The sequence below is a fragment of the Confluentibacter sediminis genome, assembly GCF_003258355.1.
In the GTDB taxonomy this organism is placed as follows: domain Bacteria; phylum Bacteroidota; class Bacteroidia; order Flavobacteriales; family Flavobacteriaceae; genus Confluentibacter; species Confluentibacter sediminis.
This window is the reverse complement of record NZ_QKPO01000004.1, coordinates 233412-253532: the sequence shown is the minus strand read 5'-3', so window position 1 is coordinate 253532 and position 20121 is coordinate 233412. Positions and strand designations below refer to the sequence as shown.

Annotated in this window: 20 protein-coding genes; 7 read left to right on the top strand and 13 right to left on the bottom strand. The window is 32.7% G+C overall.

What is annotated here, in order from left to right:
• Positions 1–42 precede the first annotated feature (42 nt).
• Both DKT72_RS04570 and DKT72_RS04565 read right to left on the bottom strand, forming a co-directional pair.
• The gene (locus tag DKT72_RS04570) at positions 43–1155 is read right to left on the bottom strand and encodes a chorismate-binding protein (protein ID WP_235841611.1); all 1113 of its coding nucleotides are present in this window, start codon (positions 1153–1155) and stop codon (positions 43–45) included.
• Positions 1156–1160: 5 nt separating this feature from the next.
• Complete coding sequence (locus DKT72_RS04565; RefSeq protein ID WP_111307528.1) at positions 1161–1589, bottom strand: PaaI family thioesterase; 429 nt, start codon at positions 1587–1589, stop codon at positions 1161–1163.
• A 110-nt stretch (positions 1590–1699) separates the two neighbouring features.
• Between DKT72_RS04565 and DKT72_RS04560 the strand changes: the two genes are divergently transcribed.
• The 3 genes from DKT72_RS04560 to DKT72_RS18500 all read left to right on the top strand — a co-directional run bounded on the left by DKT72_RS04560 (position 1700) and on the right by DKT72_RS18500 (position 3362).
• Positions 1700–2275: a GNAT family N-acetyltransferase gene (locus tag DKT72_RS04560; protein WP_111307527.1), complete on the top strand. Its 576-nt coding sequence runs from the start codon at positions 1700–1702 to the stop codon at positions 2273–2275.
• Positions 2276–2745: 470 nt separating this feature from the next.
• Positions 2746–3201, top strand: a complete 456-nt coding sequence (locus tag DKT72_RS04550) for a transposase (protein WP_111307525.1) — start codon at positions 2746–2748, stop codon at positions 3199–3201.
• On the top strand, positions 3135–3362 hold the full coding sequence (locus DKT72_RS18500; protein ID WP_317048421.1) for a transposase: 228 nt from the start codon (positions 3135–3137) through the stop codon (positions 3360–3362). Before DKT72_RS04550 ends, DKT72_RS18500 begins: the two co-directional genes overlap by 67 nt.
• 241 nt (positions 3363–3603) lie before the next feature.
• Here the strand turns inward: DKT72_RS18500 and DKT72_RS04540 are convergent, their stop codons facing one another.
• Both DKT72_RS04540 and DKT72_RS04535 read right to left on the bottom strand, forming a co-directional pair.
• Positions 3604–4488, bottom strand: coding sequence for an SGNH/GDSL hydrolase family protein (locus DKT72_RS04540; RefSeq protein WP_111307524.1), 885 nt, complete (start codon positions 4486–4488; stop codon positions 3604–3606).
• Positions 4489–4678: 190 nt separating this feature from the next.
• Positions 4679–5665, bottom strand: a complete 987-nt coding sequence (locus tag DKT72_RS04535; protein ID WP_111307523.1) for an aldo/keto reductase — start codon at positions 5663–5665, stop codon at positions 4679–4681.
• A 492-nt stretch (positions 5666–6157) separates the two neighbouring features.
• Between DKT72_RS04535 and DKT72_RS04530 the strand changes: the two genes are divergently transcribed.
• Positions 6158–6577: a thiol-disulfide oxidoreductase DCC family protein gene (locus DKT72_RS04530; protein WP_111307522.1), complete on the top strand. Its 420-nt coding sequence runs from the start codon at positions 6158–6160 to the stop codon at positions 6575–6577.
• A gap of 1 nt (position 6578) precedes the next feature.
• Here the strand turns inward: DKT72_RS04530 and DKT72_RS04525 are convergent, their stop codons facing one another.
• From DKT72_RS04525 to aroC, 3 genes are all read right to left on the bottom strand, one after another.
• Positions 6579–7412: a sulfurtransferase gene (locus DKT72_RS04525; protein ID WP_235841610.1), complete on the bottom strand. Its 834-nt coding sequence runs from the start codon at positions 7410–7412 to the stop codon at positions 6579–6581.
• 6 nt (positions 7413–7418) lie between these two features.
• The gene (locus DKT72_RS04520) at positions 7419–8864 is read right to left on the bottom strand and encodes a dicarboxylate/amino acid:cation symporter (protein WP_111307520.1); all 1446 of its coding nucleotides are present in this window, start codon (positions 8862–8864) and stop codon (positions 7419–7421) included.
• 171 nt (positions 8865–9035) lie between these two features.
• On the bottom strand, positions 9036–10097 hold the full coding sequence (aroC, locus tag DKT72_RS04515; protein ID WP_111307519.1) for a chorismate synthase: 1062 nt from the start codon (positions 10095–10097) through the stop codon (positions 9036–9038).
• 192 nt (positions 10098–10289) lie between these two features.
• Here aroC and DKT72_RS04510 point away from each other — a divergent pair, with 192 nt between their 5' ends.
• The 3 genes from DKT72_RS04510 (at position 10290) to DKT72_RS04500 (ending at position 12514) form a co-directional block, all read left to right on the top strand.
• On the top strand, positions 10290–11135 hold the full coding sequence (locus tag DKT72_RS04510; RefSeq protein ID WP_111307631.1) for a UDP-2,3-diacylglucosamine diphosphatase: 846 nt from the start codon (positions 10290–10292) through the stop codon (positions 11133–11135).
• A 185-nt stretch (positions 11136–11320) separates the two neighbouring features.
• A complete protein-coding gene (locus DKT72_RS04505; RefSeq protein ID WP_111307518.1) occupies positions 11321–11815 on the top strand; it encodes an outer membrane beta-barrel protein in 495 nt (164 codons plus the stop codon).
• Positions 11816–11953: 138 nt separating this feature from the next.
• Positions 11954–12514, top strand: coding sequence for a hypothetical protein (locus DKT72_RS04500; RefSeq protein WP_111307517.1), 561 nt, complete (start codon positions 11954–11956; stop codon positions 12512–12514).
• On the opposite strand, the gene DKT72_RS04495 is transcribed toward DKT72_RS04500, so the two are convergent.
• From DKT72_RS04495 to dnaJ, 6 genes are all read right to left on the bottom strand, one after another.
• Positions 12511–14037, bottom strand: coding sequence for a GH3 family acyl-acid amido synthetase (locus tag DKT72_RS04495; RefSeq protein WP_111307516.1), 1527 nt, complete (start codon positions 14035–14037; stop codon positions 12511–12513). The two genes, DKT72_RS04500 and DKT72_RS04495, sit on opposite strands and share 4 nt — an antisense overlap.
• Before the next feature lie 216 nt (positions 14038–14253).
• Positions 14254–15417, bottom strand: a complete 1164-nt coding sequence (locus DKT72_RS04490; RefSeq protein ID WP_111307515.1) for a sigma-54-dependent transcriptional regulator — start codon at positions 15415–15417, stop codon at positions 14254–14256.
• Between the two features lie 146 nt (positions 15418–15563).
• Entirely contained in the window at positions 15564–16457 is an 894-nt protein-coding gene (locus DKT72_RS04485; RefSeq protein ID WP_111307514.1) for a mechanosensitive ion channel family protein, read from the bottom strand.
• Between the two features lies 1 nt (position 16458).
• Complete coding sequence (locus DKT72_RS04480; RefSeq protein ID WP_111307630.1) at positions 16459–17772, bottom strand: ABC transporter permease; 1314 nt, start codon at positions 17770–17772, stop codon at positions 16459–16461.
• A 4-nt stretch (positions 17773–17776) separates the two neighbouring features.
• Complete coding sequence (locus DKT72_RS04475) at positions 17777–18703, bottom strand: ABC transporter ATP-binding protein (protein ID WP_111307513.1); 927 nt, start codon at positions 18701–18703, stop codon at positions 17777–17779.
• A gap of 289 nt (positions 18704–18992) precedes the next feature.
• Positions 18993–20108, bottom strand: coding sequence for a molecular chaperone DnaJ (gene dnaJ, locus DKT72_RS04470; RefSeq protein WP_111307512.1), 1116 nt, complete (start codon positions 20106–20108; stop codon positions 18993–18995).
• Between the last annotated feature and the right edge of the window lie 13 nt (positions 20109–20121).

Below are 20121 nucleotides of genomic sequence, written 5' to 3'. Positions count from 1 at the left end.
TATAAGCAACAAAAATAAGAAATAGGAAGCTAAAAAAACCTATTACAAAATACTTTTAATAATCTTGGATTTTGAAACGGTTTCTTCCCATTCTGCTTCTGGGTTCGAAGTTTCAGTAATACCACCACCTATAAAAATATTGGCATTATTTCCTTGTAGTTGCATACATCTTAAATTCACATAAAGCTGAGTGCTTTTTTTAGTTATGTTGTATGCTCTATTTTCTATATTTTTTTTGGAAGATCTAGGTGTTATAACCCTTTCAAAATTCAGCTCCCCTAAAAAACCTGTATAAAAGTCTCTATTGTAATTTTCATTCTCTAAAATAAACTTTTTGGCGGCTAATTTTGGCAAACCACAAACCGCTGGTGTAGGGTGCAAATCGAAAACAAGTTGCTTTAAATTAGATTTTTCCGGTTTTAACTGAGCCGTAATCATGGTTCTCAAATGCAATAAACTACCAGCTTTAATGGTCTCTGTTTCCGAAAGTTTTAAATTTTCCACCGATGGTTTTAATCGATCTGTAATGAAATCCGTCACTATTTGTTGCTCTTTTTTCTCTTTGTCTTTCCAAATGACATCTGTGGTTCCTTTATAATCTTGAGTTCCCGCCAATGCCATAATTGAAAAATGGTTCCCTTCAATCTTTATCAAGGTTTCTGGGGTAGCCCCTAACCAGAGTCCTACTTTTGGATGGTACCAATAATACACAAATGCTGACGGATAGCTATTTAAAAGCCTCTTAAAAATAGATATGGGATGGCTTTCTAAAAGTGGAACCGTTTCTTTTCTTGATAAAACAACTTTAGTGAATTGATTATTTTTAATAGCTTCAATCCCTTTATTTATAAGCTTGATATGTTTCAATGTTTCATCTACTGAAACCTCACTGTTCTTATTTGCGGATCTATTTTCAACTGTAACTTCAAAAACCACTTCGTCCTTATCAGAATTATTTAAAGGAATTAAAATGGTGCTTTCAGCATCATCAAAAGGAGAAAATACAAAGCCATTTTCTAAAAAGGTTTCGGCAATATATAATTCAGAATCCTTCTGAAATAAAGCGTTAACTATTGAGCTATTGGGTTTTCTATAAGCAACAAAAGGCAATGTGTTATTGTATTGTATTTCAATACGTTTAAAGAAATCTTCCAAAGTGATTATCTTTTATTCTTCGGTAATGAAATGGTAGATAATTTACAAACCGAAATTAAATTGTTGGCGTCATCTGTTACTCTTATATCTAACAATTGTGTGGTTCTCCCTTTATGTATAAATGTTGCTTTGGCATACACAAATCCTTCTTTAATACTTTTTATATGATTTGCGGTAATCTCTGTACCCCGAACAAAAAACGTCTCCGTATCAATAAAAATATGCGATGCAAAACTCCCCACACTTTCGGCTAAAGCGGCTGTAGCACCACCATGTAACACGCCATCGGGTTGATGCACTCTAGAGTTTACAGGCATTCTTGCTATTAAAAAATCATCGCCATAATCAACAACCTCGATTTGCAAGGTTTCCATTAGGGTATTTTTACAAGCGGCATTGGCTTTCTCTAGAACAATTTCTTTAGTTAATGACATAAAATAGTGTATTTTTAATCATGTTTGCAAAAGTACAAAATGACAAACGAACGAAAATAAAAAATCACATTAATTAGAATAGATTTCTATACATATATCAATATTAAGCCATGAAAGCACCCACTTTAGAAAACCACCGCGTAAAATTGTCGCTTTTAGATTTAAGCAACTACAAACACGTATGTAACATAGCAAAAGAACCTAATTTGGTGCAATATTCGCCCAGTAAAATTGATACTCCTGACGATTTAAAAGCCTACGTTCAAACAGCCGTTGACGATTATTATCATAAGACTGCCATTCCTTTTATTGTATTTGACAAAGAAGTAAATGCTTATGCTGGTTGTACTCGCTTTGGTCTTATAAATTGGCAAAGTTACATTTTACATATTGGTTGGACTTGGATTGGCAATAAATTTCAAGGTTCTGGTTTAAATATGAATATGAAATTTTTAATGCTACAATATGCTTTTGAAGTTTTGGAATTTGAAAAGGTAGAATTTAGAATTGACGAACGCAATATAAAATCTAGAAAAGCAGTTGAAAAACTGGGTGCCACCTTAGAAGGTATTTTACGTAAAGACACCTTAATGCTTGATGGCTTTAAACGAAACACCTGTTGTTATGGCATTTTAAATGATGAATGGACAACTATTAAAACAACTGTTTTTAAGGGGTTTTATTAGCCGAAATTCCACAATTAATTAATCAGCCTAAGAAATTTAAGGTTTTACTCTGGTGATTTTATTGTCCTCGAGTATTACAAGCTCACTATTCATTTTCCTTTTGAACTCAATAAGCTTTTCATAAACTTTATCCATTCTTACAAGATTTCAGTTTGATTTGCTGTTCTTTTATATTGCTTCATGATAATAGTTTTTAAGTTTATTGAACTTGATTTGATTTAGAATATCGATTTCAGAATCCAATGTTTTTTCAGCAATTAAATCATGCTTTCCTTCAATTTGATGGTATGGTGTCGTGCGGGATTACGAAGCGATTTCCTGTCAGTTTACATCGAACTTTTTTACGAGCCACAAACGCTCGAAAACCTATGAAACCGGCATGCAATATACCATGTGCGCCTGTTGCACAAGTTAGCAAAAAATTGACATAGGGTTGATATTATCTTTTCATAAGGTACTTACATTGAAGTATGCAAGGTAAAAAACAATATCAGGAAAAGCTGTTCAATCAGTTTCAGTTAAGTGATCGCGTTCCCAAGGACAATTTCTACCGCCGGTTAAAAAAGGTGTTGGATTTAGAATATCTATACCGTCTCACTAAACAATATTACGGTAGTAGCAGACAAAAGAGTATCGATCCGGTGGTGTTCTTTAAACTCTGTCTGGTGGGTTATTTAGAAAATATCACCAGCGACCGTCAGCTCATAACTCATTGCAGTATGCATTTAGATATTTTATTCTTTTTTGGGTATGATATCGATGAAGAACTCCCATGGCACTCGACCATCAGCCGCACCCGACAATTGTTTCCTGAAGCCGTGTTTGAAGAAGTCTTTACCAAAGTGTTTGAACAGTATGTATCGGCAAGAGTTATGAAAAACGAATCAACATTACCGCCTACCGCGAGGAGTACGAACGCAACATAGCCCGGGTGAACAGCCCACAAGGAGGTTATATGAAAGCCAAACGGCTAAGCACCGTAGAACCGGTATTCGGAACATTGACCCAGTTTATGGGACTTAGAAAAGTAAATACCATAGGCATTAAACAAGCCAACAAAAATGCAGCTCTCTGCTGTAGCTTATAACTTGAAGAAGTACCTGAAATTTATAGAAAAACGCACTAAAAGTGGGGCGGCAAGTATACAAGGTGTTTGGTTTTCTTTAAAAGTATCTTTACAGCACATTTTACTCCTTTTTAACCTCCCTAATTTTAAGTTACAAAGAATTTACACCATAAAATAAAAGCCCTTAAAAGGGCTTATTTAGTTCTTGTTTTTATGCAATTAGTGGGTTGTGAACGGTTACCATCTTTGTTACACACCGATATTATTCATTCTTAATTTTTATTTTTCCACTAAAAATAATTTTATCAGTTTCATTAAGTATGTTTATAATTAAAAATTGATCATATAATTCTTTAGCGTCAATAATAACTTTATTGTTGAAATTAATTAAGTTTAATTTATTTCCGTTATTACTAGTAAGTTCAATTGTAAATTTACTACTTCCATAATGTTCTGATATACTATCTTTTAAACTTAATTTTGATATTATTTCATTTGCTATCATTTCCATACCTAAATCACCAGGATGACTAGCTACACCATTAGAGGAAATGGTTTCAATATTTCCATTTTTATTTACATATGTATTTCCCACTATGTTTTGATATTGTTTTTTATTGTATTTTGAAATATCTACTAATTCACATCCTTTCACTTCAGATATAGCATTTTGGATTATAGGCATATTTTTACTGACTCCATACCAACCATAAACCCATAAAATTCGTGAATTAGGGCTTTTATTTAAAAACCAATTCAATAATGTTTTTGCATCTTCGAAAAGATTTTTTCTTTTATCTTCAGTATTTACATTATCTCCCAATTGAATAATTATAAGGTCTTCTTTTCCATCAATTTGTCTTGCGACTGAATTGTTTAAAAAAGCTAACCGTTTTTTACTTGTTGTTAGAGATTCCCAAGTACTTCCTGAAAATCTATTCATAGAGATAGAGTCGTTTTTCTGAAATATAGCTTGTTGTACCCAATAGTAATAATCAGTATTTGTGTCAGTAGATGCCATTCCATGAGTTCCAAAACCTTGGGTTAAAGAATTTCCTAAAACAAAAACTTTATTCGGGATAGTCTGACAAAAAGAATAATTGATAAATAGGAGGATAGTAATTGTGAATAAATAGATGTTTTTCATATTGATTGAATTCAGTTTTTTAATGATGTGAACTTGTTTATATACGGAACTTTTATCAGCCTATACCGCCAATTTGGCAGGATATGCCCAAGTTTCAACATTTCTTGTTCCTCTTTTTTTTGTTCATTTTTCATCTAATTGTAATACAAGTCAAACATAATCTTTTTTATAAACTATCAAAAGGGTTGTATTAATACCCTCCCCTAACATAATCATGTATTTCAGCTTTATACAACGCTATCAAAGCAGTATGTACTTCTGGCGACAAAGCCTGTAATTTAGAGACTTCTGCGTTTGAAACGACTTGTTTTGGTGAACTAGCCCCTGGGATGATCGAACTAACGGCTTGGTGATCCAAGATCCACCGTAACGCCAATTGTACCATGGTTAAATTATCTGGGAGAATCTCTTTTTTTATAGTATTAACTAGCTCTAAACCTTTTTCAAAAGGCAAGCCTGCAAAGGTTTCTCCGACATTGAAAGCCTCGCCGTTTCTATTAAAATATCTGTGGTCATCTTCTGCAAAAGTAGTATCCTTATCAAATTTACCAGATAACAATCCACTTGCTAATGGTAATCGCACAATAATACCAACGCCTTTGGCTTCCGCTTGCGGAAATAACTCAGTCACTAATTTTTGTCTGAATATATTAAATATCACTTGCAGAGATAGCAAGCCCTCTTGTTGCATACAAATTAAACCTTCTTCAACCGTTTCAACACTAGCTCCAAAATGTCTGATGAGGCCTTCTTCTTGTAATTCGCGAAGCCAATCAAACACATCTCCATCTTTTAAAGATGGGGTTGGGATACAATGTAATTGTAACAAATCTAAGGAATCAACTCCTAAACGCTGTAAAGATCCTTCAACGGATTTACGTAAAATGTCTTTTGTATATTTATCTGGATAAGCATTTCCTGCTCTACCAAATTTTGTTGCTACGCGTATGGGAGCATCACAGGTTTTCAAAAATTCACCAATTAGGGTTTCGCTTTTTCCATCACCATACACATCGGCGGTATCAAAAAACGTAATCCCATTATTAACAGCTTCATTTAATATATTAAAAGCAGCATCTTTAGAGATATCTATACCCCAATTACCCCCTAATTGCCAACAACCTAAACCAACTTCACTAACATAAAATCCCTTACTTCCTAATTTTCGAGTTTTCATCTATTAATTTTTTAACATCATTTATTTAAGAATTTATTCCTTTAAATTCACAAAAGAAATAAAAAACGAATATATGGCTTTTTTAAAATAAAAGAATATACGACTAACGATTTAATCAAACCTAATGAAACCCCATACTATAATTTTTTTATTGTATTTCTTTATGGATAATGATTAGCCTTATGTAGCTCTCAATTGAAAATCAAAAAAGCATTATGCAGCTGGTATGTTGATATCGGCTGCAACTTTTAGCATCGTATATTCCAAAACCAAAAATAAAACAAAAACTTTTTTATCCGAATAGGGACCTTAACCATAGCGGGGTTTGCCAAAGAATATCGTGATAGCAAAAGATTTTTTTAGTGAAGCTTTTTCAGTATTTTAGGAGTTTTAACGACCTGCCTGAATCACTTTAAATCCATTTATTGGAAATAGAAAAAACAAATAAATCTCTTTTGTACCAGTTGAATAGCAAAATGATATCTTTACTATATGAAATTAAATATACCTAAAAATAAAAAACTCATACTTTTTGATGGCGTTTGTAATCTTTGCAACCACTCTGTTCAATATATCATAAAACATGATAAAAAGAATCTATTTCTTTTTACTGCTTTACAAAGTGATATTGGAAAAGAAATTATTGAAGTTTATAATATCGATACTCATAAAACAGATTCCATTTTATTATATATACCCGAAAAAGGGATTGATTATAAATCTACCGCCGCATTAAAAATTGCTCGTTATTTAGGGTTTCCAATAAATGTAATGAGTGTATTTTTTATTATTCCTACACCCATTAGAAATTGGGTATATGATTATATAGCCAAAAATAGGTATAAATGGTATGGGAAAAAAGAAAGCTGTATGATACCTACACCAGAATTGAAAAGTAAGTTTTTAGATTAAACTATTCCGATACCAAACTCCCCCATTCTGTCCAGGAACCATCGTAAACAGATAGGTTTTTATATCCTGAAATGTCCGCACCCAAAGCCAGTATACAGGCTGTAATTCCGGAACCACAGGAAAAAATAATATCATCGTCTTTTTTAGCTAATTTTTGGAACTTGGCTTCAATAACTTCATTGGAATGCAATAAATTACCGTCTAATAAATCTTCATAAGGCAAATTAACCGAATTTGGTATGGTTCCCATTCTTAATCCTGCTCTGGGTTCTGCTTCTAAACATTTAAATCTAGATTCAGAACGAGCATCCATAATAATATGGGTTTTATTTGAAGATGCCTCCTTAACATCATCAAAAAACTTCATAAAATGTGATTGATATTTAGCCACAAAATTGCCTTTACTTACAGTGTTTATTGATTTCGTTTCTGTTTTATAACCCCATTTAATCCATTCTGGCAATCCGCCATTTAAAACAGCCACATTATGATGCCCCATAGCTTTAAATAACCACCAAACTCTGGCACTTGAATAAATACCTTTATCATCATAAACGACTAGTGCCGATTCTTTATTAATTCCTAATTTTTGAGCTTCTTTAGTAAACTGGTCTTCGGAAGGAAAGGTTGTTGGAAATGTTGCTGTCGTATCACTAAAAGCATCCTTTAAATCAAAAAAACGGGTGTTCGGTATTTGAACATGGGAAGTATTTAATGAGGAATTAACGACTTTTTTAATAGAACCATCTAAAATTATTAAATTCTTTGCATCCAAATGCTTATGAAGCCATTCCACGGAAACAAAAGACTTTGTGATTAAAATATCAGACATCATATAAGTTTAAGAATCTAAATCAAACGTGTCACTTGGATTATTTGTATCTGCATAATTCAACATGTTTTCGCCATCAGCTATAATAGAACATACCACGGAATCTCCTGTTACATTAACAACCGTTCTAAACATATCTAGAATTCTATCAACAGGAAAAATAATAGCAATCCAAGCTGGATTCAATCCTACCGAATTTAAAACAACAATTAGCATAACAAGACCTGCACTAGGAACTGCTGCCGACCCAATGGATGCCAATGTAGTAGTGAGAACAATGGTTAATTGTTGCCCTAACGATAAATCAATCATATGTAATTGTGCTAAAAAAATAACAGCTACCGCTTGATATAAACTCGTACCGTCCATATTTACTGTGGCTCCAATGGGTAATACAAAACTGCTAATTTTTTTATCTACTCCTAAATTCTGTTCAACACATTCCATCGTTACTGGAAGTGTTGCTGCACTGCTAGATGTTGAAAACGCCAATGTTTGTGCAGGTCCCATAGCCTTAAAAAAACCTAAATAAGGTATTTTTTTCACAAACAACTTCAAAATCCCTGGATATACTACAAAAATCATAAGCAATAACCCTATTAAAACTGTTAAGGAATACCAACTTAAACCCTTAAAAATTTCAACAACTTTGCCTATATCGTTTCCAGCCATTTTACTAACCACGCCTGCCAACAATGCAAATACAAAAAAGGGAGCTGCTTGCATCACTAAATCGACCATTTTTAAAAACACCTCATTAATACCATCTACAATATTTAAAACGGGCTGTGATTTTTCAGTAGGAATAAAAAGTAAGCACACTCCAAAAAACAATGCAAAAAATATGATTTGCAACATGAGCCCGTTGTTAGATAACGAAAAGAAAAAGTTTTCGGGAACAATATCAACCAATGGTTGCAATGGTGAAACATTTTCTTGGCTTTTAGCCTTTTCAATTTTATCTGAAAGTGAAGCTTCACTAAGTTGTGAGTTCGACAATTTTGAAATGTCTTCAACCCTATCTTTGAAATTCCGATCTTTTAAATAGCTAATACCATCTTTAATCTCATGTCCTTCAGATGTTGCCCAAATTTCATAATTTATTCGGTTATCAATTCTACTTTCTTTATCTATTAGTTTTCCAGGTTTTATCATGTTTACTAATAGCAAGCCTAAAGAAATTGCCATAACTGTTGTCAACAGATATATAAGCAAGGTTTTACCGCCCATGCGACCTAAACTTGAAGGGTCTCCAATGTTGGCAACACCTCCAATTATTGAAAATAACACGAGTGGAACCGCTATGAGTTTTAATAAATTGATAAAAATTATTCCAAAGGGGTCTATCCAGTTTATTGTAAAACTGCTCCAACCTAAAGTGCTTGAAAGCAATGCCCATATAATTCCTAGAGTCATCCCTATCAATATTTTCCAATGTAGAGCTAATTTTTTCATATTTTAATATGTTGTCGTTTGAAGTATGTCGACTAAGATATTAATAAATGCTGAAAAGGAATTTTAGATACCTATTTATTTTAGCTTGATTGCAGCAGTAATCTTCTTTTATCGGCTTAAATAAATTTGTGTCAACAATTATCAAGTAATTAAAAAATATAAAATGGCTAACTAATGGTATAACTTATTAATTAAGTAAAAATCAGCTAACACCAATGCTGCCATAGCTTCTACGATAGGCACTGCTCTAGGAACTACACAAGGATCGTGACGACCTTTGCCATGCATTTCTACTACATGTCCTTGATTATCTATGGTTTCCTGGTTTTGCATAATGGTTGCAACAGGTTTAAAAGCGACATTAAAATAAATATCCATACCATTGCTAATTCCACCTTGTATACCACCAGACAGATTTGTTTTTGTAGAACCATCCGCATTAAAAATATCGTTATGCTCACTACCTTTCATTTTAGAACCCTCAAAACCACTACCATATTCAAATCCTTTTACAGCATTGATAGACAACATGGCTTTACCAAGTTCGGCATGTAGTTTGTCAAAAACAGGTTCCCCTAAACCTATAGGTACATTTTTAATAACACAACCTACGGTACCTCCAATAGTATCTCCTTCTTTACGGATTTCTTTAATTCTTTCAATCATTCTCTCTGCAGTTTCGGTATCTGGACAGCGAACCATATTTGATTCTGTAAGACTGAAATCTAATTCATTTAATGGTTTATTTAAAGAAATATCACCTACAGAAGATACATAAGCGTAAATCTTTACATCTTTTAAAAGCTGTTTTGCAATGGCACCCGCTACGACTCTACATACGGTTTCGCGAGCAGAGCTACGTCCTCCACCACGATAATCGCGAACACCATATTTTTTGTCATAAGTATAATCGGCATGACTGGGGCGGTATACATCTTTTATATGTGAGTAGTCTTTAGACTTCTGATTGGCATTTTCAATAATAAAACCAATGGACGTCCCTGTTGTTTTTCCTTCAAAAATGCCTGATAAAAACTTAACGGTATCTGGTTCTTTTCGTTGTGTAACAATTTCAGATTGCCCAGGTTTTCTTCTATCCAATTCATTTTGAATGGCTTCAACATCAATATCCAATCCCGATGGACACCCATCAATAACACCTCCTAAAGCCATACCATGAGACTCGCCAAATGTGGTTAAATTAAATAGTTTTCCGAAAGAATTACCAGCCATAAATTATATTTTTTGCTAAAGTAAATCTAATATTAGAGATACAAAAATGAAATTAAAAAAACACCTTATAAATATTTAAGAGGATGTTTCATAACATTAACATAACCATATACTCACAAATTCTTAATTAAGAGTTAAGGACTAAATAACTTTATATGCTTTACTTTGAATATCATTCAATATTTAACCTTGATATTTAAAAGAAAAATAGAAATTGCTGTTGTTTCCGATGTCCATTTAGGCACTAATGCTTGCCATGCTAAAAAACTTCTAAACTACCTAAACAGTATAGAACCTAAAAAGCTTATTTTAAATGGAGATATTGTTGATACATGGCAATTTAACAAACAGCATTTCCCAAAACAACATCTAAAAGTTATCAAAAAAATTATGGATATGGCTACAAATGGTATTGAAGTTATATACATCACAGGTAATCATGATGAATTGTTGCGTAAATTTAGTGGCACAACTATGGGAAATATATCTATTGTCGATAAAAAAGTATTAGAAATTGATGGCAAGCAGGCATGGTTCTTTCATGGTGATGTTTTTGATGCTTCTATTAAAAACTTAAATTGGTTAGCAAAACTAGGAGGTTACGGATACCGTATGCTTTTTTTAATCAATAGAAGTTTTAATTCGCTATTACTGAAATTAGGAAAAGAGAAATATTCCATGTCAGAAAAAATCAAGAAAAGTCCCTATCACGGAAGGAAATTTATAAAAAACTTTGAAAAAGTCATCTCTAACCTAGCCATTGAAAATGGATATGATTATGTGATTTGTGGTCACATACACCATCCAAAAATGGAACTAAAAGAAAACAGAAGTGGACAAACACTTTATTTAAATTCTGGCGATTGGATAGAAAGTTTTACAGCCTTAGAATACCAATTTAAACGTTGGAAACTGTATCACTATAACAAAGACAAACTTGCTCCATTTTTTGTTGATGAAGAAGTTAAGGAGTTACAAGTAAAAGATTTAATAGCCGCCATCACTATTTTCAAACAAAAAAAATATAGTAATCAATAACCATCCACATTTCTTCTTAGTATTTGTAAATCAAAACATTATTAATTTACAATATGAATAATAGCAAAAAATTAAAAATAAATACAATTTTAGCATTATTTTTGTAAACGTATTATATGAATAATAAAACGACATCTTTTTTATTATTTTAAACGTATATACACACAAACATAAAACTATAAATTATGAAGAAATTATTTTTATTATCTATTGCTGTATTGGGTTTTGCATTTTCATCAAACGCTCAGGAAATTTCTAAAAATGCTCTTGGTTTAAGATTAGGAGATAGTGATGGCTTTGGTGCAGAAATATCATACCAACATGCATTAGGCGATAACAACAGATTAGAGTTAGATTTAGGATGGAGAGATGGGAAAAATTATGATGGTTTTAAACTGGCTGGTTTATACCAATGGGTATTTCCTTTAGAAGGCGATTTTAACTGGTATGTTGGCGCTGGTGGTGGATTAGGGTCTTTTAGTGTTAATAATCCAAATGGTGGTAAAGACTACAGTGATACGTTTTTCTTTGCTGCTGGGGATATTGGTATTGAATACAATTTTGACATACCTTTAATGCTATCTTTAGATTTTAGACCAGAATTAGGTTTTGGAGACGATTTGTATGACAACAACGATTTAGATTTCGATATAGCATTAGGTATCCGTTATCAATTCTAAAACAACAAATATATATTTTATTAAAAGCGCCAAATAAGGCGCTTTTTTTATCTTATTAATTTAACAAGACATTATAACTATATGATGCTAAAACATTATAAATTGTTTTCTATATTTTTTATATGTATATTTTATAATATGAATTCACAACAAAAAATCCCCAACAGTATCGCGAATGAAGTAAAAATAGCTCTCAGCTATTATCCAGAATTAACAAATACTTCAATAGAATTTAAATTTAAAAAGAACATTAAAAAATCAACAATGCAGGCACAACCCAAAATTGTTAGTTTTTTTAAAAGCAAAAAAAATAGACGTTATATTATATTAATTAGTGAAACCTTTAAAATTTCAGATAAAAAATTCATGACTAAACATATTCCTTCCGATATTTTAATTGGTTGGTTAGGTCATGAATTAGGTCATATCATGGATTACCAAAATAGAAGTACCCTGAATTTAATCTGGTTTGGATTAAAATACTTATTTTCTGAAAAGCATATGGTAGAAGCTGAGCGTGCAGCAGACACCTTTGCCGTGAATCATGGTATGGAAGATTACATATTGAAAACAAAAGATTTCATTTTAAATCATGCAGACATATCCCCCCTTTACAAAGCTCGTATAAAAAGATTTTATTTATCACCTGAAGAAATCATGGAAATCGTTAACAGACGTGATAATGCCATCGTGAATTAAGACGTTTTAACAAACGCTTCCCAATCGTTAAATTTATCTTCTGACATAACACGCTCCATTTTTATCTGCCCACCTTTTTTCTTATTTAGTGCATTCCATTCATAAAATTTTTCAACATCTATAATGTTAACCTTTACACCTTTTAAAGCTTTACTACGTGCCACTTTATAATTTTTGTTGGCATTTTTAAGACAATCGTCTAAAGCATGAGCAACTTCATTAGCATCTAAATTTTGATTTTCGCTTCCTATGTACCAAAAATGATAGAATTCCCCATCCTCTCCCCGCTTTGCACAGATGGTATATTCTTTTATTTTAGTGGAAAATTGTTGCTCTAATTCCTTCATAGCATCATCCATTTTATTAACGGATAATTGAGAACCTACAGTATTTAAGAAGAATTTTGTTCTACCTGTAATTTTTATTTCTGCCCGTTCAATATCTTTAAATTCAATGGTGTCTCCTATTAAATACCTCCAAGTTCCACTTACCGTGCTGATAATTAATACATACTCTTGGTCTAAAGTAACTTCTTGCAAAGTTAATGCCGGTGCTCTTTGAGATAAAGATCCATCTTCATTAATATATTCGGGTTTAAATGGTACAAATTCAAAATAGATCCCTTCTTCGGTATTTAATTGCATGGCATCTGTTTCTGGTCTTATTTGGGTGGCTATGTAACCTTCAGAAGCCAAATAGGTATCTATCACGGTAACGGGTTTTCCCATAAGTGCTTGAAAAGTTTTCTCATATGGACCAAAAGCAACCCCTCCAGAGGTATAAACCTGCAAGTTTGGCCATATCTCATGTATATTATTTAAGTGATGATATTCTATTACTTTTTGAAGCATCAATTCTATCCATGACGGAATACCACTTAAAGCACCAATGTCCCAATCTTTGGCCCACTCTGCGATCTTTTGTACCCGAGCATCCCAATCATCTATTTTTGCAATATTTTCACCTGGCTTGTAGTAGCTTTTAAACCAAAAGGGAATGTTGCTAGCACTGATTCCACTAATTTCCCCTTCTAAAAAATTATTGTTTAGTTCTAAATCTGTGGAGCTACCAAGCATCATAATTTCTTTTTCAAAAAAATCTGCTGGTAAATCAAAATTATTCAAAGCAAATACTTGCTTGATTCCAGAGGCTCTTATTGCTTCTATCATATCATCCGTAACCGGTATACGCTTACTGGTTTTTCCCGTCGTACCCGAACTTAATGCAAAATATGAGGATTTCCCTGGCCAGGTAACGTCCATGTCACCATCATGTAGTTTGTGCCACCATTCATCATTAATTTTATTATAATCAAAATAAGGCACTGCTTTAGCAAAGGCAAGTTGTATATCCTCAGCATTCAACATACCTTCAAAATCATAGTTTTTACCAAACTGAGTATCTTTCGCTTTATTTAATAGGTTTTTTAAAACTTCTTTTTGGGCATCTACATGATCAATTTCAGATGAAAAAGCATCCTTTAATTTAATGACTCCTTTTATAATGTTTCCTAATATGGCCATTCTTAAATCAATTTTTATTCTTAAATATAAGATATTAATATTTTTAAAATCTTAAAAAAACTATAATTTCGATAGTTACACTCAAGTATAAAATTATCACTATCATTAATGACCTTCCGATGATATTCCAGATAATTGTTAACCATTTTATCCGTTATGTTTCCGGTACTCTAACAACCAATAAAAAAATCCCCTTGAGTTTTAAGGGGATTTTTTTTATTTAGAAGCAAATAATTTCACATCTGTTTCACTGACTTCATTTCCGCCGAGTATGATTAAGCGTTCTACAACATTACGCAGTTCTCTTATATTACCTGTCCAATCATAGTTTTGAAGCAGTTTTATTGCTGAAGTAGAAAATACTTTTTTGGTATTGCCATGCTCAGTGGCTATTTTATTAGCAAAGTAATCAATAAGCATAGGAATATCTTCTCTTCTATCATTCAGTGGTGGTACTTGAATTAAAATCACGGCCAATCTATGGTACAAATCTTCACGAAACCTACCTTCTTCAATTTCTTTTTTTAAATTTTTATTGGTAGCCGCAACAACACGCACATCTACCTTAATATCTTTATCGCTACCTACACGCTGAATTCTACTTTCTTGTAAGGCACGCAATACTTTAGCTTGTGCAGATAAACTCATATCCCCTATTTCATCTAAAAAGATAGTACCCCCATTAGCAGCTTCAAATTTTCCGGCTCTATCTTTTATGGCACTTGTAAAAGCACCTTTTATATGTCCGAATAATTCACTTTCTATTAATTCACTGGGAATGGCAGCACAATTAACTTCAATCATTGGTCCTGTATTTCGCTCGCTTTTATCATGTAACCAATGCGCTACCAATTCTTTACCCGTTCCATTAGGCCCAGTAATAAGCACCCTAGCATCTGTTTGCGCGACTTTTTCAATAATATCTTTAATATGCATAATGGCTTTACTTTCACCAACCATTTCGAAATTCTTGCTTACCTTTTTCTTAAGCAATTTGTTTTCAACAACCAGTTCTTTTCTATCTAAAGCATTCCTAACCGTATTCAACAATCTATTTAAATCTGGTGGTTTAGATATATAATCAAAAGCCCCTAAACGCATGGTGTTAACCGCTGTATCTAAGTCCCCATGACCAGAAATCATAACAATGGGGATTTCTGGCTTTAATTTTTTCACTGCTTCTAAAACTTCAACACCATCCATTTTTGGCATTTTTATATCGCAAAGAATTAAATCATAATCATCATTTTTAATTTTTTCAATACCTTCCAAACCATCTTGAGCTTCTTCAACTTGATACGTGTCATTTTCTTCTGAAAGAATTTTTGCTAGTACACGTCTTATGGCAGCTTCGTCTTCAATTATTAAAATTTTTGGCATAATTTTTTAAGATTTAATATGATAGATAAATGATTAAAGCATCTATCACAAATATTTATTTTATTTAAGGGAGTTACGAAATCATTTTTTGTGATTTTTCAATTTGTAACTTAATTTTATCTAATTGATTATGTCTCGGCATAAATCTATATTCTTTTATCTTGGGTCTGACCAATAATATGAATATCTCTTTGTGGAAAAGGTATAGATATGTTGTTTTCCCTAAATAATCGGTCAATTTCAAATCGGATATCGCTTTTTGGCATATTGGCCGTAAAACTATCACTTAAGGTAAAAATCACTTTAAAATCTAAAGAACTATCACCAAAATTAGCAAACTGTACCACAACTTCAGGTTCTGCCAATACTTCTGGGTGCGTGCTAGCGGCTTGGGTTAAAAGCTTTCTTACTAAGTGAACATCGCTACCGTAAGCCACTCCAACCTCAACAAATTCTCTGGTGGTCGATCCGTTTTGCGTCCAATTATAAAGACTATTTTCTAAATATAAATGATTTGGGATTATTAAGACCCTGTTATCTCTAGTGACAGCTCTGGTCGTTCTTAATTTAATTTCTTCAACCCTCCCAATTTTTCCATCAATCTCTATAATATCACCAACATGAACCGTTTGGTCAATTAAAATAAAAATCCCTGAAATAATATCTTGAAACAAAGTTTGCAGTGCCAAACCTACACCTATCATTAACGCAGCTGATGCTGCAAAAACAGCAGTTATATCGACTCCAACAGCATTTAAGGTAATCAGTAATATAAATAAATAAACGAGCCATCTAAAATAGCCATAAACAACATTAAATTTACCTTTATCTTCTTCTGGTAGTTTTCGTGTTATAACTTTTAGAACTAATCTGAGAACAAGAGTAGTTATAAAAATAACCGTAATAACAACTAAAACATCTTTAACTGAAATGCTAATCTCTTTAGTAAAATCAATATGTTGATTTAAAAACGTTTGAATATCTTCCCAAAGAGAACTTTTTTTAATAGTAGTTTCTATTTTTTTTAACCCCTGATTCATTTTAATACTTTATCCATTTCATCAATTCTTTATAGCTTGGTTTTTTACCATACATTAAAATGCCCACACGGTATATTTTTGCTGCAAACCATACTATTAAAATAAATGTACCAATTAAAATTAATAAAGATAACACTTGTTGCCATAAAGGCACACCAAAAGGAATCCGCATCAACATAACAACGGGCGATGTAAATGGTATAAATGAAAATACGGTAGAGACTGTGCCATGTGGATCTTCAATAACCGTAAAAAAACCAATGTATACAGCCAATATTAAAGGCATCATGATTGGTAATAAAAATTGCTGTGTATCGGTTTCATTATCTACAGCGGCACCTATTGATGCATAAAGCGAGCTATATAATAGATATCCGCTTATAAAGAAAAGAACAAAAGCTATAATTAAATTTGTTATGGGCAGATTATAAAAAGCGTTCATGATATCTTGAACTTGCATAGTCATTTCTGGATTTTGCATGGCTTGTTTCATCATTTCTTCTTGTGGTGATTGCATTTGAGCCATGTCAATTCCAAAAACTGCTGAAATAATAATTAGTAAAACTCCACCCAATAGTATCCAAACCAAAAATTGCGTAATGCCAGCAAGTGAGGTGCCAATAATTTTACCAAGCATCAATTGTACTGGCTTAACCGATGAAATAATGACTTCTATAATTCGGCTCGTTTTTTCTTCAATCACGCTACGCATTATCATGTTACCGTAAATAATAATGAACATGAACAACAAATAGCCTGCTGCACCTCCAAAAATTAGTTTTACAATACTGTCTGTTTTTGATGTTTTTTGACCATCAAAACTTTCTTGCTCTATAGCGACACTTGCTTTTGATGTTTTTATTTTTTCAATATCAACACCTTCTCTTTGCAGCTTAACGTCTGTAAGTTTACGTTCTAAAATACTTTCTAAATCTGAAATCAAACTAAGAGAAGGCGATTCTTCTGAAAAAAACTCTATCTGTTTCGGTTCAAAATTTGTAGCATCTAATTTGCCAATATATAATAATCCATAATTAGATGTTTCCTTAACAATCGCCTTAGCCTCTACTAAAGTCATATCTTCTATCATATGATACTTTGTATGTTCTGAATTTTGAAAAGCATCTTTAACCAATCCAGATTCATCCAAAATGGAAATCGTCCGTTGTTTATCATTGTTCAATTGTGACAAATAGGCCACAACAGATATTAATATCATCATAATAATCGGACTTAAAAAAGTCATGACTATAAACGATTTATTTTTAACTTTTGTTAAATATTCACGCTTTATAATGAGTGGTAAATGATTCATCATGTTAGTTATTCTTTACGGTTTGAATAAAAATATCGTTCACACTTGGTATCAATTCCACAAAATGTGACACCTCTCCTTGAGACGTTAAAAAACCCAACAAATCATTGGCTTTATCGTTTGCAGACAGTTTGATATTGAGTTTCAACTCGTCTCCCAACGTTTTAAAATTAGCAGTCGACACCTGAAATTTCTGTGATAATGTCTCTTCTAAATTTGAGGTCTCATTAATTTTAATACCTACTTCATAGGTATTGGTTTTAAACTGACGTTTTATATCCACCAGCTTTCCATCCAATATTTTATTCGATTTATGTATCAGGGTAATATCATCACACAATTCTTCAACAGATTCCATTCTATGTGTTGAGAAAATGACGGTTGCCCCATCTTCTCTCAATTTCAAAATTTCATCTTTAATTAAATTGGCATTTATGGGATCAAAACCAGAAAAGGGTTCATCAAAAATCAATAATTTAGGATTGTGCAAAACCGTCACCACAAATTGGATTTTTTGAGCCATTCCTTTTGAAAGCTCTTGGATTTTTTTATTCCACCAATCCCCAATTTCAAGTCGTTCAAACCAATATTTCAAACGGACTTTAGCTTCAGCTTTACTTAACCCTTTTAATTGCGCTAAGTATAAAGCCTGCTCGCCTACTTTCATGGTTTTATACAACCCGCGTTCTTCTGGTAAATACCCAATATCTTTTATATGACTTGTGTTGAGTGATGTTCCATCTAAAAAAACGCTGCCCATATCGGGCATGGTTATTTGATTAATAATCCTAATAAGTGTTGTTTTCCCTGCCCCATTTGGACCCAACAATCCGTAAATACTTCCTTTAGGTACTGCGATAGATACATTGTTAAGTGCTGTAAAGTCTCCATATTTTTTTGAAACTCCATTGACTTCTAGTAAGTTGCTCATTCTAGTTTTTAATTGACTTTAAAACGTAAATATATTAAATGTTAAGGGAGTATAGTTTAAACCTCTAGTGATAATTTAATATTTAAAATACATCTATATAAAAGCAAAACCCACCCTCAATAAATTAAGGATGGGAAAAAAATTGCTATGAAAAAGAAAAATATCACTAAGATTAATTAGTGATTATCAAATATAGTTTTTTTTTAATTAGCAACAAAAGAATATAATAAGTTATAAGCAAAAAAAAATCCGTACTTATACGGATTCTTTTTTTCATGTCTTTTCTTTTTTAAGAAAACATATCTTTCACCTTTTCAAAAAAAGATTTATCGCTACTATCTGGCTTCGGCTCAAAATGTTCATCATTTTGCATCGATTCAAAAAACTCCTTTTGTTGTTTGCTCAATGTTTTTGGTGTCCAAACATTGACGTGAACCAATAAGTCTCCACGACCATAACCATTTATACTAGGTATTCCTTTACCGCGTAGTCTTAAAATTTTACCAGACTGCACACCTGCCTCTACCTTAATACGTACTTTACCTGTTACGGTATCTATTTCTTTGGAGGTTCCTAAAACCGCCTCTGGGTAACTGACATACATATCATAATGCAAATTGTCGCCTTCCCGCTGTAATTTATCATGCTTTTCTTCTTCAATAACCACAATAAGATCTCCAGGAATACCATTGCCTGGTGCTTCGTTACCTTTACCAGACACTTTAAGCTGCATATCATCCACAACACCTGCAGGAATTTTAATCGACACTGTTTCTTCAGATATTTTTAAACCTTGTGCATCGGCATCGGCTGGTTTCTTATCAATGACTTGCCCTGCTCCACCACACACATTACAAGGTGCAGAAGTTTGCATTCTACCTAAAATAGTGTTGGCTATACGCGTTACCTGTCCACTACCATTACATGTTGAACATGTTTTATATGTAGTTCCAGGTGCCTGAACTTTACGCTTTACTTTTATTTTTTTCTCAACACCATTGGCAATTTCCTCAAGATTTAATTTTACTCTAATACGCAAATTACTGCCTTTAACGCGTCGTTGACCGCCGCCACCAAAACCAGAAAACCCACCTCCTCCAAAAGCACCTCCAAAAATATCTCCAAACTGACTAAATATGTCGTCCATATTCATGCCGCCACCATTAAAGCCACCGCCACCTTCAAAAGCTTGATGTCCAAATTGGTCATATCTAGCTTTTTTGTCAGCATTACTCAATACTTCATAAGCTTCAGCAGCTTCCTTGAATTTTGCCTCAGCCTCTTTATTATCTGGATTTTTATCTGGATGGTATTCTATAGCTTTTTTACGATAGGCCTTTTTAATTTCAGCTTCGCTTGCATTTTTATTAACCCCTAATATGTCGTAGTAGTCTCTTTTTGCCATGTTATTTTTCTAA